The sequence below is a fragment of the Streptomyces solitudinis genome (genome assembly GCF_036323765.1).
Lineage (GTDB): Bacteria > Actinomycetota > Actinomycetes > Streptomycetales > Streptomycetaceae > Streptomyces.
In genome coordinates this window covers 548,689-563,974 of record NZ_JAZDCW010000002.1, presented here as the reverse complement: position 1 = coordinate 563,974, position 15,286 = coordinate 548,689, and the positions used below count along the sequence as shown (strand labels likewise).

At 74.0% G+C, this 15,286-nt stretch carries 16 protein-coding genes; 8 read left to right on the top strand and 8 right to left on the bottom strand.

The window, feature by feature from the left end:
* Window positions 1-12: 12 nt before the first annotated feature.
* From V1J52_RS06180 to V1J52_RS06170, 3 genes are all read left to right on the top strand, one after another.
* Window positions 13-984, top strand: a complete 972-nt coding sequence (locus V1J52_RS06180; RefSeq protein ID WP_330138567.1) for an SPFH domain-containing protein — start codon at window positions 13-15, stop codon at window positions 982-984.
* Complete coding sequence (locus V1J52_RS06175) at window positions 981-1,247, top strand: type II toxin-antitoxin system antitoxin (protein WP_330138566.1); 267 nt, start codon at window positions 981-983, stop codon at window positions 1,245-1,247. The genes V1J52_RS06180 and V1J52_RS06175 overlap by 4 nt, the downstream gene beginning before the upstream one ends.
* Before the next feature lie 65 nt (window positions 1,248-1,312).
* Window positions 1,313-1,663, top strand: a complete 351-nt coding sequence (locus tag V1J52_RS06170; protein ID WP_330138565.1) for a YkvA family protein — start codon at window positions 1,313-1,315, stop codon at window positions 1,661-1,663.
* A gap of 314 nt (window positions 1,664-1,977) precedes the next feature.
* On the opposite strand, the gene V1J52_RS06165 is transcribed toward V1J52_RS06170, so the two are convergent.
* Window positions 1,978-2,928, bottom strand: coding sequence for a hydrogen peroxide-inducible genes activator (locus tag V1J52_RS06165; RefSeq protein WP_330138564.1), 951 nt, complete (start codon window positions 2,926-2,928; stop codon window positions 1,978-1,980).
* Window positions 2,929-3,098: 170 nt separating this feature from the next.
* Here V1J52_RS06165 and V1J52_RS06160 point away from each other — a divergent pair, with 170 nt between their 5' ends.
* Together V1J52_RS06160 and V1J52_RS06155 are read left to right on the top strand one after the other, a co-directional pair.
* Window positions 3,099-3,653 carry a peroxiredoxin gene (locus tag V1J52_RS06160; RefSeq protein WP_330138563.1) on the top strand — a complete coding sequence of 185 codons (555 nt, stop codon included), beginning with the start codon at window positions 3,099-3,101 and terminating at the stop codon, window positions 3,651-3,653.
* Window positions 3,654-3,665: 12 nt separating this feature from the next.
* Window positions 3,666-4,199 (top strand): alkyl hydroperoxide reductase, encoded by a 534-nt coding sequence (locus V1J52_RS06155; RefSeq protein ID WP_330138562.1) that lies wholly within the window; start codon window positions 3,666-3,668, stop codon window positions 4,197-4,199.
* Window positions 4,200-4,354: 155 nt separating this feature from the next.
* On the opposite strand, the gene V1J52_RS06150 is transcribed toward V1J52_RS06155, so the two are convergent.
* The 4 genes from V1J52_RS06150 to V1J52_RS06135 form a co-directional block, all read right to left on the bottom strand.
* Entirely contained in the window at window positions 4,355-6,328 is a 1,974-nt protein-coding gene (locus tag V1J52_RS06150) for an ATP-binding SpoIIE family protein phosphatase (RefSeq protein WP_330138561.1), read from the bottom strand.
* Window positions 6,329-6,705: 377 nt separating this feature from the next.
* Window positions 6,706-7,470: a cytidylyl-2-hydroxypropylphosphonate hydrolase gene (gene fomD / locus V1J52_RS06145; protein ID WP_330138560.1), complete on the bottom strand. Its 765-nt coding sequence runs from the start codon at window positions 7,468-7,470 to the stop codon at window positions 6,706-6,708.
* 149 nt (window positions 7,471-7,619) lie between these two features.
* The gene (locus V1J52_RS06140; RefSeq protein ID WP_330138559.1) at window positions 7,620-9,008 is read right to left on the bottom strand and encodes a class II fumarate hydratase; all 1,389 of its coding nucleotides are present in this window, start codon (window positions 9,006-9,008) and stop codon (window positions 7,620-7,622) included.
* A gap of 117 nt (window positions 9,009-9,125) precedes the next feature.
* A complete protein-coding gene (locus tag V1J52_RS06135) occupies window positions 9,126-10,820 on the bottom strand; it encodes a fumarate hydratase (RefSeq protein WP_330138558.1) in 1,695 nt (564 codons plus the stop codon).
* A 192-nt stretch (window positions 10,821-11,012) separates the two neighbouring features.
* Between V1J52_RS06135 and V1J52_RS06130 the strand changes: the two genes are divergently transcribed.
* Together V1J52_RS06130 and V1J52_RS06125 are read left to right on the top strand one after the other, a co-directional pair.
* Window positions 11,013-11,678: a DUF1707 SHOCT-like domain-containing protein gene (locus tag V1J52_RS06130; protein WP_330138557.1), complete on the top strand. Its 666-nt coding sequence runs from the start codon at window positions 11,013-11,015 to the stop codon at window positions 11,676-11,678.
* A gap of 136 nt (window positions 11,679-11,814) precedes the next feature.
* Window positions 11,815-12,186 carry a WhiB family transcriptional regulator gene (locus V1J52_RS06125; protein ID WP_330138556.1) on the top strand — a complete coding sequence of 124 codons (372 nt, stop codon included), beginning with the start codon at window positions 11,815-11,817 and terminating at the stop codon, window positions 12,184-12,186.
* An 82-nt stretch (window positions 12,187-12,268) separates the two neighbouring features.
* Here V1J52_RS06125 and glpX read toward each other — a convergent pair whose 3' ends face one another.
* Complete coding sequence (glpX, locus tag V1J52_RS06120) at window positions 12,269-13,300, bottom strand: class II fructose-bisphosphatase (RefSeq protein ID WP_330138555.1); 1,032 nt, start codon at window positions 13,298-13,300, stop codon at window positions 12,269-12,271.
* A gap of 191 nt (window positions 13,301-13,491) precedes the next feature.
* On the opposite strand from glpX, the gene V1J52_RS06115 reads away from it, so the two are divergent.
* Window positions 13,492-14,109 carry a DUF4245 domain-containing protein gene (locus tag V1J52_RS06115; RefSeq protein WP_330138848.1) on the top strand — a complete coding sequence of 206 codons (618 nt, stop codon included), beginning with the start codon at window positions 13,492-13,494 and terminating at the stop codon, window positions 14,107-14,109.
* A 108-nt stretch (window positions 14,110-14,217) separates the two neighbouring features.
* Here V1J52_RS06115 and V1J52_RS06110 read toward each other — a convergent pair whose 3' ends face one another.
* Window positions 14,218-14,811, bottom strand: coding sequence for a malonic semialdehyde reductase (locus V1J52_RS06110; RefSeq protein ID WP_330138554.1), 594 nt, complete (start codon window positions 14,809-14,811; stop codon window positions 14,218-14,220).
* A 140-nt stretch (window positions 14,812-14,951) separates the two neighbouring features.
* Complete coding sequence (locus V1J52_RS06105; RefSeq protein ID WP_443075727.1) at window positions 14,952-15,281, bottom strand: exodeoxyribonuclease VII small subunit; 330 nt, start codon at window positions 15,279-15,281, stop codon at window positions 14,952-14,954.
* Window positions 15,282-15,286 lie beyond the last annotated feature (5 nt).

The window sequence follows — 15,286 nt, the reverse complement described above, 5'->3', positions numbered from 1 at the left end:
CACGGGGGAGTCATGGACCACAGCACACGCAGGGACGACGGCAGCGCGGGCACCGGCACGGTGGACGCGCCGCAGATGCCCGCGGCCCCGGTGAGGGAGCATCCGGCGCACAGCCTCTCCGGCGCGCTCGGACTGCTGCTCGCTGCCGTCGGGCCGCTCCTGGGCATCGGCCTCGCCCTGGCCGGGATCGCCGTCGGCTTCAACCCCGGGGACCGGACGGCGCTGGGCGTCGTCATGCTCGTGCTCGGCGTGCTGCTGGCCATCGCCGCGCTGTTCGCCTGGAACGGCGTCAAGATGGTCGCCCCGGGTGAGGCCCGTGTCATCCAGCTCTTCGGGCGCTACGTGGGCACCCTGCGGACCGACGGCCTGCGCTGGGTCAACCCGCTGACCAGCAGCAGCAAGATCTCCACCCGGGTGCGCAACCACGAGACGGCCGTGCTGAAGGTCAACGACGCGGGCGGGAGCCCGATCGAGATCGCCGCCGTGATCGTCTGGCAGGTCGAGGACACCGCCCAGGCCACCTTCGGCGTCGACGACTACGAGGAGTTCGTCACCACCCAGGCCGAGACGGCCCTGCGGCACATCGCCACGAACTATCCCTACGAGGCGGACCAGAGCACCGAACTGTCCCTGCGGGACAACGCCGAGAGCATCACCGACCAGCTCTCGGCCGAGGTCAACGCACGCGTCGCCGCCGCCGGGGTGCACGTGATCGAGTCCCGCTTCACCCACCTGGCGTACGCCCCGGAGATCGCCGCCGCCATGCTCCAGCGGCAGCAGGCGGGCGCCATCATCGCCGCCCGGCAGCAGATCGTCGAGGGCGCCTGCGGCATGGTGGAGACGGCCGTCGCCCGGATCACCGAGCGGGACTTCGTGCACCTGGACGAGGAGCGCAAGGCCGCGATGGTCTCCAACCTGCTGGTCGTGCTCTGCGGTGACCGCGGCCCGCAGCCCGTCGTCAACACGGGCACCCTGTACCCGTGACCGAGCGCCGGCCCGCTCGCAAGCAGGTGCTGCTGCGGCTCGACCCGGCCGTCCACGACGCGCTCGCGCGATGGGCGGCGGACGAGCTGCGCAGCACCAACGCGCAGATCGACTTCGTGCTGCGCCGTGCGCTCGCGGACGCCGGACGCCTGCCGGGCGGCGCCCGCCCCCATCCGCGCCGCGGCCGCCCGGCGGGCGGCACGCCCAAGGACGGCCCCGCCGCCCCCGGAGCGGACGACGACCGCACGGCCCCTCCGGAGTGACCCGCGCGCCCAGGCGGGTACAGACGCCGGGTACGCCGGTACCGGAAAGAGGGAGGTGCGTCGCGGTGAGCACACAGAACTGGGTCCTCGTCGGGGTCCTCGGGGCGCTGGCGCTGGCGACGCTGGTGCTCGCCGTACGGCTCGCGCACAGGGTCGTCAGCACCCGCAGGCTGCTGCGGGACGCGGGTCTTCCGCAGCAGAGCCGGTTCACCACCTGGGCCGCGGTCCTCTACCTCGTCTCTCCGGTGGACCTCATGCCGGACCCGGTCCTGCTGGACGACATCGGGGTGCTGCTCCTGGCGCTCAGGTCCCTGCACGGCGCCGCGGAGAAGGCCGGGCTCGGCCGCCCGGACGGGCGGCCCGGGAAGAAGGGTGTGTCCCCGCGTCCGCAGGGCAGACGCAGTACTGACCGTTGACGTGAACAGCAACCGGACGGAGGCAGCAGCCATGCCGGCACTGCGACGACTGGCCAGGACGCTCACCCGCCAGATGCGACACGGCGGCTACGGATCGCGCCGCCGCGCCACCCCGCCCAGCCGGATGGGCCGCGGCCCGCACGGCGCGGGCATCGGATCCGCGGTGTCCGGGATCGTCCGTGCCGTGCGCGGCGCCTCGGCCACCGGCCGGCGCCCCCACCGGCCGGCCGGCCGGATGCGCCGGTGGTGAGACGCCCACCCGGAACGTCCCCGAGCGACCACGTCCTGGCCGCCTGAAGCAGCTCCCCGCCGCTTCAGGCGGCCAGCGGCCGTACGGGCAGGCCGTCCAGCGCCTCGCGCAGCGCCGCGGCGAACGCGGTGAACTCCGCCTGCCGCGCCGTACCGGTGCGCATCGCCAGCGCGATCCGCCGGGCCGGCGCCGGGTCGGCGAAGCAGCCGGTGGCGAGCCGTTCGTTGCGGTCGGTCTCCAGCCGCAGCGCGGTGCGCGGCAGCAGCGTCACACCGAGGCCGCCGGCCACCAGCTGGACCAGCGTGGACAGCCCGGCCGCGGTGGTCGTCACCTCGCCCGGGGCCTGCCGCCGCTGGTCGCGTCCGGCCTCGCGGCAGATCTCCAGGGCCTGGTCGCGCAGGCAGTGGCCCTCGTCCAGCAGGAGCAGCGGCAGGTCCCGCAGCCGCTGCCGGGGGATGCCGGTGCGCCCGGCCAGCTCGTGTCCGGCCTCCGTCACCAGGACGAAGTCCTCCTCGAACAGCGGCAGTTCCGTGACGCCCTGGGCGCCCAGCGGCACGGCGAGCAGCAGCAGGTCCAGCCGTCCGGAGCCGAGTCCGTCCAGCAGCGCCGCGGTCTGCTCCTCGTGCACCTGCAAGTCGAGGCGCGGGTAGCGCTCGTGCACCAGGCGCAGGACCGTCGGGAGCAGGTAGGGCGCGCAGGTGGGAATCACCCCGAGCCGCAGGACGCCGGTGAAGGGCGTGCGGGCCGCCTCCGCCTCCTCCAGCAGTTCCCCGACGGCGTCCAGCACCCGGCGGGCGCGCGCCGCGAGCCGTTCCCCGGCCGGGGTCAGCAGAACCCGCCGGGTGGTGCGTTCCAGCAGCCGGACGCCCAGCGCCTCCTCCAGCGCGGCGACGGCGCCGGAGAGGGCGGGCTGGCTCATCCCGATCCCGGCGGCGGCCTCCCGGAAGTGCAGGTGCTCCGCGACGGCCGAGAAGGCCCTCAGCTGGGCGAGGCTGGGCTGGCGGGGTTTGCTCACGTGACGGCTCACTCGAAGGTCGTGCCGCGGCGGCGACCGATAGCCGCCTCCGATCAACGGAAGTGAGTCTAGCTATTTCTTTGATCAATGAACGTTGTGGCAGGGTGTGAGATCCGTCCAACCCTCAGGAAGGCCCCAACCGGGAGCTTTCCACGCAACAAGGAGAGCGCGTGCTCACTGTCGGTGACCAGTTCCCCACGTTCGACCTGACCGCTTGTGTGTCGCTGGAGCAGGGCAAGGAGTTCCAGCAGATCGACCACAAGACGTACGAGGGCAAGTGGAAGGTCGTCTTCTTCTGGCCCAAGGACTTCACCTTCGTGTGCCCGACCGAGATCGCCGCGTTCGGCAAGCTGAACGACGAGTTCGCCGACCGTGACTGCCAGATCCTGGGTGTCTCCGGCGACTCGGAGTTCGTCCACCACGCCTGGCGCAAGGACCACGCCGACCTGCGTGACCTGCCCTTCCCGATGCTCGCGGACTCCAAGCACGAGCTGATGCGGGACTGCGGCGTCGAGGGCGACGACGGCTTCGCCCAGCGCGCCGTCTTCATCGTGGACCAGAACAACGAGATCCAGTTCACCATGGTGACCGCCGGGTCCGTCGGCCGTAACCCCAAGGAGGTCCTGCGGGTGCTGGACGCCCTGCAGACCGACGAACTGTGCCCGTGCAACTGGAGCAAGGGCGAGGACACCCTCGACCCGGTCAAGCTCCTCTCCGGCGAGTGAGGCGGTAGGACCATGGCACTCGACACCCTGAAGTCGGCACTGCCCGACTACGCCAAGGACCTGAAGCTGAACCTCGGTTCGGTCATCGGGAACTCGGACCTCCCGCAGCAGCAGCTGTGGGGCACCGTGCTGGCCTGCGCGATCGCCTCGCGCTCGCCGAAGGTGCTGGCCGAGCTGGAGCCGGAGGCGAAGGAGAACCTGTCCGCCGAGGCGTACACGGCCGCCAAGGCCGCCGCCGCCATGATGGCGATGAACAACGTCTTCTACCGCACCCGGCACCTGCTGTCGGACCCGGAGTACGGCACCCTGCGCGCGGGCCTGCGGATGAACGTCATCGGCAACCCCGGCGTGGACAAGACCGACTTCGAGCTGTGGTCGCTGGCCGTGTCCGCCATCAACGGCTGCGGCATGTGCCTGGACTCGCACGAGCAGGTCCTGCGCAAGGCCGGGGTGGACCGGGAGACCGTCCAGGAGGCCGTGAAGATCGCCGCCGTCGTGCAGGCGGTCGGCGCGACGCTGGACGCCGAGGCGGTCATCGCCGGATAGGCGCCCCGCTCACCCGCGCCACTCACCGTGGCGCACACCGCACCGCCTCACCGCGGCGCCTCACCGCGGCGTGCCCCGGACGGATTCCTCCGCCCGGGGCACGCCCGCGTCCGTGCCACGCGCCGCTGCACGGGCGGCGGCCCGGCGGGGATCCCTCAGGGCAGCGGGACCTCGAACCAGACGAGCTTGCCGGTGGACAGCCGGGTGGCGCCCCAGCGCTTGGCGATGCGGTTGACGAGGTAGAGCCCGCGCCCGCCCTCGTCCGTGGCCCGCGCCTGCCGCAGCCGGGGGAGCTGCGGCACGTCGTCGCCGACCTCGCAGCGCAGCGTGTCGGTGCGCAGCAGCCGCAGGGTCACCGGGCGTTCGGCGTACCGGACGGCGTTGGTGACGACCTCGCTCACCAGCAGCTCCACCGACTCCGTCAGCTCCTCGATGCCCCAGCCCACCAGCGCCCGGCGGGCCAGCCTGCGCGCCTGCCCGGCCGTCTCGGGACGCGGTTCGAGTGACCAGTACGCGACGTCGCTGGGCGCGATGCCGTCGAAGCGCGCGGCCAGCAGCGCGATGTCGTCGTCCCGGTCGCCCGGGCCGACGATGTCCAGCACCGTCTCGCACAGCGGCTCCAGCGGGGCGGAGGACTCCGGCATGGTGAGCCGGCCGGTCTCCGCCAGCTTCTCGCGCAGCGCCTCGATGCCCGTCCACACGTCCCGGTGCCGGGACTCCACCAGGCCGTCGGTGTACAGCAGCAGCGTCGCCCCGGCGGGCGCGTCCAGCTCGACGGCGCGGAAGTCCACGCCGCCGACGCCGATCGGCGCGCCCGGCGGTATGCGCAGCACCTCCGCGTGCCCGTCGCGGTGCAGCATCAGCGGCGGCGGATGCCCGGCGTTGGCGATGATCATGCGGTGCGCCACCGGGTCGTACACGGCGTAGATGCAAGTGGCCATGCGGTCCTCGCCGAGCCGCTGCGCCTGCTCGTCCAGGTGGTGCAGCACCTCCTGCGGCGGCAGGTCGAGCTGCGCCAGGGTCTGCGCCGTGGTGCGCAGCTGGCCCATGATCGCGGCCGAGGTGGTGGAGTGCCCCATCACGTCCCCCACGACCAGCGCCACGCGGCTGCCGGGCAGCGGGATCGCGTCGTACCAGTCGCCGCCGACCCGCGCCGACTCGGCGGCCGGCAGGTAGCGGCTGGCGAGCTGGACGCCGGTGGGCTGCGGCAGCCGCTCGGGCAGCATGGTGCGCTGGAGCTCGTCGGCGATGTACGCCTCGCGCCCGTACAGCACCGCCTTGTCCACGCCGAGCGCGGTGTGCGTGGCGAGCTGGGCGGCGACGAGGAGGTCGTCCGTCTCGAAGGCGTCGCGCTCGGGGCGGCGCAGGAAGACGGCGGCCCCGATCACCCGGCGGCGGCCCCGCAGCGGCGCCAGGATCGCGCGGTGCCCGCCGGGGACGTCGCGCTCCTGGCCCAGCAGCTCCGGCAGCGCCGCGCGGGCGGCGGGGGAGTCCCCGAACAGCGGACGCACCCCGCGCAGGACCTCCGCGAGCGCCCCGCCGGTGCGCACCTCGGCCAGCTCGGCGGCGCCGGCGGTGGGGTGTTCGGCGAACCCGGCGGCCAGCGGGAGGCGCCCGCCCGGGTCGAGCGGGGCGGCGGCGTGCGGCGCGGCGGCGGTGCCGGAGTGCTCGGCGTGGTCGGGCAGCCGGTCGGTGCGGCGCAGCCGCAGCCGGACGGGGCCGGTCGGCCGTTCGTCGCCGACCGGCAGCGGATCGCGCAGATACACCAGGATGGCGTCGGAGAAGGCGGGTACCGAGGCGCGGCACAGGCCGAGCACGGTCTCGTCCAGGTCCAGGCCGCGGGCGATCCTGCGGGTGGCGGCGCCGACGAACCGCAGCCGGTCGCCGCCGCGCCGGGCGTACTCGCCGCTGTCGTTGCCCGCCAAGTCGGCGCTCTCTGCGGCGGGGGAGGGTTTTGCCGCCGCTCCGGGGCCGGGGCGGGCGGGCTCGCGCACCGGGCTGCCCTCGGGCGTGGCCTCGGCCCGCGCGCGGGCGTGCGGGACCGCGTGGTCGGCGGGCGGGGCGGTGGGCGCCCCGGCGGCCGAGTGGCGTGGGGTGGTCGGGTACTCCGTCACGCGTCCGGTTTCCATCCGTCCCTGGAGGCACTTCCCAGCCGGGGGCTGGGGGAGGCCGTGTGCGGTTCAGTGCGGTGCCGGGAGAACGCCGGTTCGGGCGCTCCTACCCCGATACCCGGATCATGCTGCCGGGGAACGGGACCGGAAAGCCAGTATCCGTGGCCTCTCGCGGGTTGGACCCGCGCCGGTGCTCGCCCGTCCGTGCTGCTCACGTACGTGGCTCCTCTCGGGAACGCCCGTCAATCCCTCGCGGGTGCGGCGGAGTTGCTGCGGTGGGTCCTGCCGTCCCGATCAGTTTCGGAGGATGATCCTACGGTTTCGGGCGGGGAGCGTATCAAGAGGATCAGGGCCTCGGCTCGATCACGACGCACTCACCTCATGTCCGCGCCAGGTTACCCAGCGGAGCGTCGCGGCGCGGTCACGCCGGGCGGTGACGGCGCCGGGGTAACGGGCGGGGCGGTGACGGCGCCGTCCCCGGGCGGCCGGTCCCAGTCGTGCGGCAGCCGGGGCACCGGCCAGGCGGGATCGGGACGCCAGTGCTCCCAGCCGTCCGCGAACGGCGACCCCCACGCCTGGACGACGGCCAGGGCGGCCCGCCCCGCCGCCCGCACCCGCCCCGCCTGCCCGGCGTCCATCAGCCCGGCCGCCTGCGCCTGCGCGAACTCGTCCTCGTCCTGCCACCGCCAGGTGCGGTCGGTGTAGACGTCGAGGTCCAGGAAGTGGTCCTCGGAGTCCACCCCGCCCGGCCAGCGCCGCAGCGGCTCCTCCAGGTTCACGTACCAGCTCCTGAACCGCCAGTCCGGTTCCCAGAACAGCCACACCGACCACGGCTGGCCGGGACGGGCCAGCTTGAGCACCCCCGAGCCCAGCCACCGGCACCGCGTGGCCGTGCGCGGCTTGGTGTACCGGGTCGCCAGCGGCTCGCGGTGCACCGGCGTGCCGTCCGAGAGCTGCGGCTTCACGCACGGCGTGCCCGGCGCGAGCCAGACGGCCAGCAGCCCGGGGCCGTCCTCGACGACGGTCACCGGGCGGCAGATGTGCGGATGCTCCCGCCCGTTCGCCCGGTACCGCCACAGGATGGGCGTCCCGGGCGTCCAGCGGTCCGCGGGGCGATCACCGGTGGTGGGCTCCGCGGTCCGCTCAGTGTCCGCTGTCATCCACGGATGGTACCCGCGCCCGGCTCGCGCGTCCGGGGACCTCCGCGCTGGCCGCGCTCCGGTGCGCGGCCCCGTCCCCGTCCCCGTCCCGGCGCGGCAGACGGACGGGGCGGGGCGGAGGACGGGCCCGGGGGCAGCCCGGGGGCCGGTCAGGGGCGCGTCATGCGGAGCACGTCCAGTGCCTCGTCGAGCTGTTCCCGGGTCAGCAGGCCGCGCTCGACGTAGCCCCCGGCCAGCACGGCCTCGCGGATCGTGACGCGCTCGGCGAGCGCCCGCTTGGCGACCCTGGCGGCCTCCTCGTAGCCCAGGTACCGGTTCAGCGGCGTGACGACGGAGGGGGAGGACTCCGCGTACTCCCGGGCCCGCTCGACGTTCGCCGTGACGCCGTCCACCGTGCGGTCGGCCAGCAGGCGGCTCGCGTTCGCCAGCAGCCGCACCGACTCCAGCACGTTCCTGGCCAGCACCGGCAGCATGACGTTCAGCTCGAAGTTGCCCGCGGCGCCCGCCATGGTGACCGTCGCGTCGTTGCCGACGACCTGTGCGGCCACCATCAGCACCGCCTCGGGGACCACCGGGTTGACCTTGCCCGGCATGATCGACGAACCGGGCTGGAGGTCGGGCAGGTTGATCTCCGCGAGGCCGGTGCGCGGCCCCGACGCCATCCAGCGCAGGTCGTTGGCGATCTTCGTGAGGCCGACCGCGACCGTGCGGAGCTGGCCGGATGTCTCCACGAGCCCGTCGCGCGCCCCCTGCGCCTCGAAGTGGTCGCGGGCCTCCGTGAGCGGCAGGTCCGTCACGCGCGCGACCTCCGCGATGACCGCCGCGGAGAACCCGGGCGGGGTGTTGATGCCGGTCCCCACGGCCGTGCCGCCCAGCGGCAGTTCGGCGAGCCGGGGCAGGGACGCCCGGAGGCGGTCCACGCCGTTGCGCATCTGCGCCGCGTAGCCGGCGAACTCCTGCCCCAGCGTGACGGGGGTCGCGTCCATCAGGTGCGTGCGCCCGGACTTCACCACCGAGGCGAACTCCGCGGCCTTGCGCTCCAGCGCGTCGGCGAGGTGCTCCAGCGCGGGGATCAGGTCCGCCGTGACGGCGGCCGTCGCCGCGATGTGGATCGAGGAGGGGAAGACGTCGTTGGAGGACTGGCTGGCGTTGACGTGGTCGTTGGGGTGCACCGGCGCCCCCAGCCGTTCGGAGGCCAGCGTCGCCACGACCTCGTTCATGTTCATGTTCGACGAGGTGCCCGACCCCGTCTGGAACACGTCGACCGGGAAGTGGTCGTCCCAGCGGCCGTCCGCGACCTCAAGGGCCGCCGCCGCGATGGCCTCCGCCATCTCGGGAGCCAGCACGCCCAGTTCGGCGTTCACCGTCGCGGCGGCCGCCTTGACGTGGGCGAGCGCCTGGATGTGCGCGCGTTCCAGCCGCTGCCCCGAGACGGGGAAGTTCTCCACCGCGCGCTGGGTCTGGGCGCGCCACTTGGCGTGGGCGGGCACCTTGACCTCGCCCATGGAGTCGTGCTCGATGCGGTATGCGTCAGTCATGCCGCGAGCGTAGGCCGCCGGTGCCGCGCGAGGCCGCGCACGGCACCGGGCGGACGGCTCCGGACGGGCCGTTCCGGACGGCACCCGGCGGGCACCGTCCGGAGGCCGCCGCGGCGGTCAGGCGCCCGTGCGCACCGGGATCGAGGTCACGAAGGGCTGGGCCGGGCCGGGGTCGGTGAAGAAGTCGTTCCCCTTGTCGTCCACCACGATGAACGCCGGGAAGTCCGCCACCTCGATCCTCCACACGGCCTCCATGCCCAGCTCCGCGTACTCCAGGACCTCCACCTTCTTGATGCAGTCCTGGGCGAGCCGGGCGGCCGGGCCGCCGATGGAGCCGAGGTAGAAGCCGCCGTGGGTGCGGCACGCCTGCGTGACCTGGGCGCTGCGGTTGCCCTTCGCCAGCATCACGAACGAGCCGCCCGCCGCCTGGAACTGCTCGACGTAGGCGTCCATGCGGCCCGCCGTCGTCGGGCCGAAGGAGCCGGACGCGTAGCCCTCGGGCGTCTTGGCCGGGCCCGCGTAGTAGACGGCGTGGTCGCGCAGGTAGCCGGGCATGGCCTCGCCCGCGTCCAGCCGCTCCTTGATCTTGGCGTGCGCGATGTCGCGGGCCACGACCAGCGGGCCGGTCAGCGACAGCCGGGTCTTGACCGGGTGGCGGCTCAGCTCGGCGCGGATCTCGTCCATGGGGCGGTTGAGGTCGATGCGGACGACGTCCTCCTGGGGCGCGCCGCCCAGTTCCTCGTCCGTGGTCTCGGGCAGGAACCGCGCCGGGTCCCTCTCCAGCTGCTCCAGGAAGACGCCCTCGGCGGTGATCTTGGCCTTGGCCTGCCGGTCGGCCGAGCAGGACACGGCGATGGCCACCGGGCAGGACGCGCCGTGCCGGGGCAGGCGCACCACGCGCACGTCGTGGCAGAAGTACTTGCCGCCGAACTGGGCGCCGATGCCGATGCGCTGCGTCAGGCCGAAGACCTTCTCCTCCAGCTCCCGGTCGCGGAAGCCGTGGCCCGCGGGCGAGCCCTCCCCGGGGAGTTCGTCCAGGTAGTGCGCGGAGGCGTACTTGGCGGTCTTGAGCGCGTACTCGGCGCTGGTACCGCCCACCACGATCGCCAGGTGGTAGGGCGGGCAGGCGGCCGTGCCCAGCGAGCGGATCTTCTCCTCCAGGAACCGCATCATGGCGCCCTCGTTCAGCACCGCCTTCGTCTCCTGGTAGAGGAAGGACTTGTTCGCCGAACCGCCGCCCTTGGCCATGAAGAGGAACTTGTAGGCGTCGCCGTCCGCCGCGTACAGCTCGATCTGCGCGGGCAGGTTGGTGCCGGTGTTCCGCTCCTCCCACATGGTCAGCGGCGCCATCTGGGAGTAGCGCAGGTTGAGCTGGGTGTAGGCGTCGAACACGCCGTGCGAGAGGGCCTCCTCGTCGCCGCCCCCGGTCAGCACGTTCTGGCCGCGCTTGCCCATGACGATCGCGGTGCCGGTGTCCTGGCACATGGGCAGCACGCCGGCCGCCGCGATGTTGGCGTTCTTCAGCAGGTCCAGCGCGACGAACTTGTCGTTGGCGCTGGCCTCCGGGTCGTCCAGGATGCGCCGCAGCTGCGCCAGGTGCTCGGGGCGCAGGTAGTGCGAGATGTCGTGCATCGCCTCGGCCGCGAGCTTGCGCAGCGCCTCCGGCTCCACCCGCAGGAAGGTGCGCCCCGCGGCCTCGACGGTGCTGACCCCCTCGGTGGTGACCAGACGGTACGGGGTGCTGTCCTCGCCCACGGGCAGCAGGTCCGTGTACGAGAACTCCCGGTGATCCGGGCGGGGGCGGGCAGCCATGACGACGTGTTCCTCTCTCGACGACGAGCGCGTCCCACAGCGTAGAACGCCGCCGGGCGGTCCGGTCTGTGAGGTGGCGCTCAGTGGCGCCGGTGCGCGGTGTCGCGGACGCGCCGCGCGGCCCGTCCGGCGCCCCGGGCCCGGCCGCGCCGCCCCCTCACGACGTATCGCGATAGCGGCTAGGCTGCGGGGGTGGATGACGCAGCGTTCAGGAAGCAGCCCGCACCGCCTGCCGCACGGACCGCCGGCCGGCCCGATCCCGTACGGGCCTCGGACGCCGACCGCGACCGGGTGGCCGATCTGCTCGGTGACGCCCTGGCGGAGGGCCGTCTCACCGCCGAGGAGCACGCCGACCGCGTCGGGGCCGCCTACGCCGCCCGCACGCTCGGCGAGCTGGAGCCCCTGGTGGCCGACCTGCCCGGCGGCCGTCGGCCGGGTCCCGGCGCCGCCTTCGCGGCGGACGCCGCCGCGCCGCCCGCGAGCCGGGCCGGGCGGACGCTCGTCGCCGTCTTCAGCGGCGCCGCCCGGCGCGGACGCTGGCGGGCCGGGCCCCGGATCGACGCGTTCGCCTGCTTCGGCAGCGTGGAGCTGGACCTGAGCGAAGCCGTGTTCGAACAGCAGGAGGTGGTCGTCAACGCGGTGAGCCTGTTCGGCAGCGTCGAGATCACGGTGCCGGAGAACGTGACGCTGCGGGACGCCGGCTCCGGGGTGATGGGGGCGTTCGAGGTCGAGGGGCTGGCGGCGGACGATCCGAGTGCGCCCGTGGTGGTGGTGAGGGGCGTGTCGGTGTGCGGGGCGGTGCAGGCGGCCGCCCGGCGCGGCAAACGCGTCCAGGACTTGCGGTCCCGTCGCCACTGAGCGCTTAAGCGCACGCACAGCGGGTAGAGCTTCCGGCATCGCCCCGCGCGCGGCTCTCCCGTGAACTCCCGTGCGTCGGAAGGCAGATCGCCTCACAAGCCAGGGTGACTCCCCTCGCCGTCGTCAGGAGTAGACCGTGCCGCGACCGCCTCATCAGCCCCTGCAGGCCGCCGTCCTCCCCCCGCAGCGCACGCCGGACCACGGGCACGCCGGACCCTGGCACTCGGAAGCCGTCTGCCGCCGGGACGAGGCGGGGCTCTTCTTCGCCCCGTCGAAGGAGCCGACGGCGGAACGCCTCGCCCGGGAGCAGGCGGCCAAGGCGGTGTGCGCCCGCTGCCCGGTGCTGGTGGAGTGCCGCGAGCACGCGCTGCTCCAGCCCGAGCCCTACGGCGTCTGGGGCGGCCTGACGGCGGCCGAGCGCCGCGTCGTCCTCGCGCGCAGGCGGCGGCGGGACGTCACCGGGCAGGAAACCGCCGTCCCCGCCGCCCACGTCCGGCGCATCGCCTGACCCTCCCGGACCAGGCGGCGCCGCAGCCGGGACCGGACGGGCTCGCGGGGGAGCCCGTCCGGCGGTGCGGCGCGGCCGGGGGTCAGCTCGCGCGGTCGAAGTCGATCGCGCTGTAGGCCCGCAGCTTCGAGAGCTGGTGGGTGGAGTCGATCTGCCGGATCGTGCCGGACTTCGAGCGCATGACCAGCGACTGCGTGACGGCGGTCTCGGCGCTGTAGCGCACGCCCCGCAGCAGGTCGCCGTCGGTGATGCCGGTGGCCACGAAGAAGACGTTCTCGCCGCTCACCAGGTCGTCGGTGTGCAGCACGCGGTCCAGGTCGTGGCCCGCCTCCAGCGCCTTCTGCCGCTCCGTGTCGTCCTTGGGCCACAGCCTGCCCTGGATGGTGCCGCCCAGGCACTTGATGGCGCAGGCGGAGATGATGCCCTCGGGCGTGCCGCCGATGCCCAGCAGCAGGTCCACGCCGGTGCCCTCCCGCACGGCCATGATGGCGCCCGCCACGTCCCCGTCCGAGATGAACTTGATGCGGGCCCCCGCCTCGCGGACCTCACGGACGACGCCCTCGTGCCGCGGCCGGTCCAGGATCACCACGGTGACGTCCTCGGGCGCGCAGCCCTTGGCCTTGGCGACGCGGCGCACGTTCACCGACGCCGGGGCCTGGATGTCCACGTACTCGGCCGCCTCGGGTCCGGCGGCGAGCTTGTCCATGTAGAAGACGGCCGACGGGTCGAACATCGCGCCGCGCTCGGCGACCGCGAGCACGGAGACCGCGTTGGCCATGCCCTTGGCCGTCAGCGTCGTGCCGTCCACGGGGTCCACGGCCACGTCGCACTCGGGGCCGGTGCCGTCGCCGACGCGCTCGCCGTTGTACAGCATCGGCGCCTCGTCCTTCTCGCCCTCGCCGATGACGACGACGCCGTTCATCGAGACGGTGGAGACCAGGGTGCGCATCGCCTTCACCGCGGCCGCGTCCGCGCCGTTCTTGTCGCCCCGGCCGACCCAGCGGCCGGAGGCCATGGCCCCGGCCTCGGTGACCCGGACGAGTTCCAGCGCCAGGTTGCGGTCGGGCGCCTCGGGGCTCACCTCAAGCTGGGACGGGAGATGGTTTTCCGACATTCGGACGCACCTTTCTGCGCGGCCGGCCTGGGAGGGGCCGCCGGACAGTCAAGAGGAGTGAGGGTAGTACGACCATATCGGCACACCGGCAGAATGAGCAGCGGGCCCCACGGATGAGCGGCTGAGCCGGTGACGCGGGCCCCTCGTCCGGCGGCCGCGCGCCGATGGGGGACCATGGGGGTGTGGCAAGCATGGATGGCAAGAAATCCGTACGCGACATGGTGCTGTCGTTGTCCGTGATCCTCCTCGGCGCCGGGCTCCTGTACCTGACCGTCCCGAACGAGATCTTCACGGACGAGGACGAGCGGGCCTCCGTCCGCGAGGTCAGCTACCGCGCCGAGCTGGCCACGGCGGGCCGGGCCGCCCCCTACACCCTGCTGGCCCCCGCGGGGCTGGACGAGGGCTGGCGGGCCACGTCGGTGTACTACCGGGCGCAGAGCGACCACGGCGCCGTGTGGCACCTGGGCTTCCTGGACCCGGACACGGAGTACGCGGCGGTCGAGCAGAGCGACGGCCCGGCGGAGAAGTTCGTCGCCGAGGTCACCCACCGGGCGGAGCCGACGGGGGAGACGAGCGCGGTCGACGGCGAGGAGTGGGCCCGCTACGAGGGCCCCAAGTACGACGCGCTGGTGCGGAGCGGTCCGGGCGTGACGACGGTGGTGGCCGGGACCGCCCCGTTCGAACGGCTGGCCGAGCTGGCTGCCGCCCTGGAACCCGGGCAGCCGGACCCGGCGGCGCAGGAGCAGGCGGCGCGGGACGAGCAGGCCGCGCGGGCGGACGACGGGGCGCGGGCCGCCGGTCAGGGGTGAGCCCCCCCGAGCCGGGCGCGCTCGTGGCTCCGGGCGCCCGGCGGATGCGCGGAAGCGCCCGGCGCGGGCCGTGGGGCCACGAGCGCCGGGCGCTTCGTGCGCGCGGTGTCAGACGGTGGTCACCGCGTCGCGGGCGGCCAGCCGCGGGGCCCGCGGGTGGAAGGCGTCGGCGCCGGGGCGGCCGATGTTGACGACCATGAGCACCTTCTGCTTGCCGTCGCCGAAGAACTCCTTGTTCACGCCCTCGGCGTCGAAGCCGGTCATCGGGCCCGCGGCGAGCCCCGCCGCGCGCACGCCGAGGATGAAGTAACCGGCCTGGAGGCTGGCGTTCAGCGTGCCGGCCTGCTCCCGCGCGGGCAGCTCGGAGAAGTAGGCGTCCTTGAGGCCGGGGAAGGCCGGGAACAGCTCGGGGAGCCGCTCGTGGAAGTCCAGGTCGACGGAGAGGACGGCGGTCAGCGGCGCGGTGCGCGTCTTGGCCTGGTTGCCCTCGGCCAGGTGCCGCACCAGACGCTCGCGGGCCTCCTCGGACCGGACGAGCGTGATGCGCAGCGGCGACTGGTTGAACGCCGTGGGGGCCAGCTTGACGAGGTCGTAGACGGCCTCGATCTGCTCGTCGGTCACCGGCTCGTCGGTGAAGGTGTTGGCGGTGCGCGCCTCGCGGAACAGCAGGTCCTGGGCGGCGGCGTCAAGGGCGAGAGTCATGTCCGTCCTCGTTCGGTGTTCGGGGGTCGGCGTCCACTGTAGGACGGTTGGGTGAACCTTCAACTATCGGGTTCTGTTCCCGCCCCCACGCCCGCTGTGCGCCACCTCACACCCGAGCGGCCCGCCCGCCCCGCCCCCGGTCAGGGGCGCGGACCGCCGCCACCCGGCGCGCCCGGCTCCGCGTCCGCCGCCAGCGCCGCGTCCAGCCGGGCCCGGGCACCGGCGAGCCAGCCCCGGCAGATCTCCGCCAGCTCCTCACCGCGCTCCCACAGGGCCAGCGACTCCTCCAGCGTGGCGCCGCCCGCCTCCAGCCGCCGGACGACGTCGATCAGCTCGTCCCGCGCCTGCTCGTAGCCCAGCGCCGCGTCGTCCGCGGCCTCCGGGCCCGCCGCCGTCCCGCCCCGGGCCTCATCCGCCCCGGGCGCCTCCGTCCGGGCCTCGTCCGCCCGGGAGCTGTCCTTCTGCGCCATGCGCC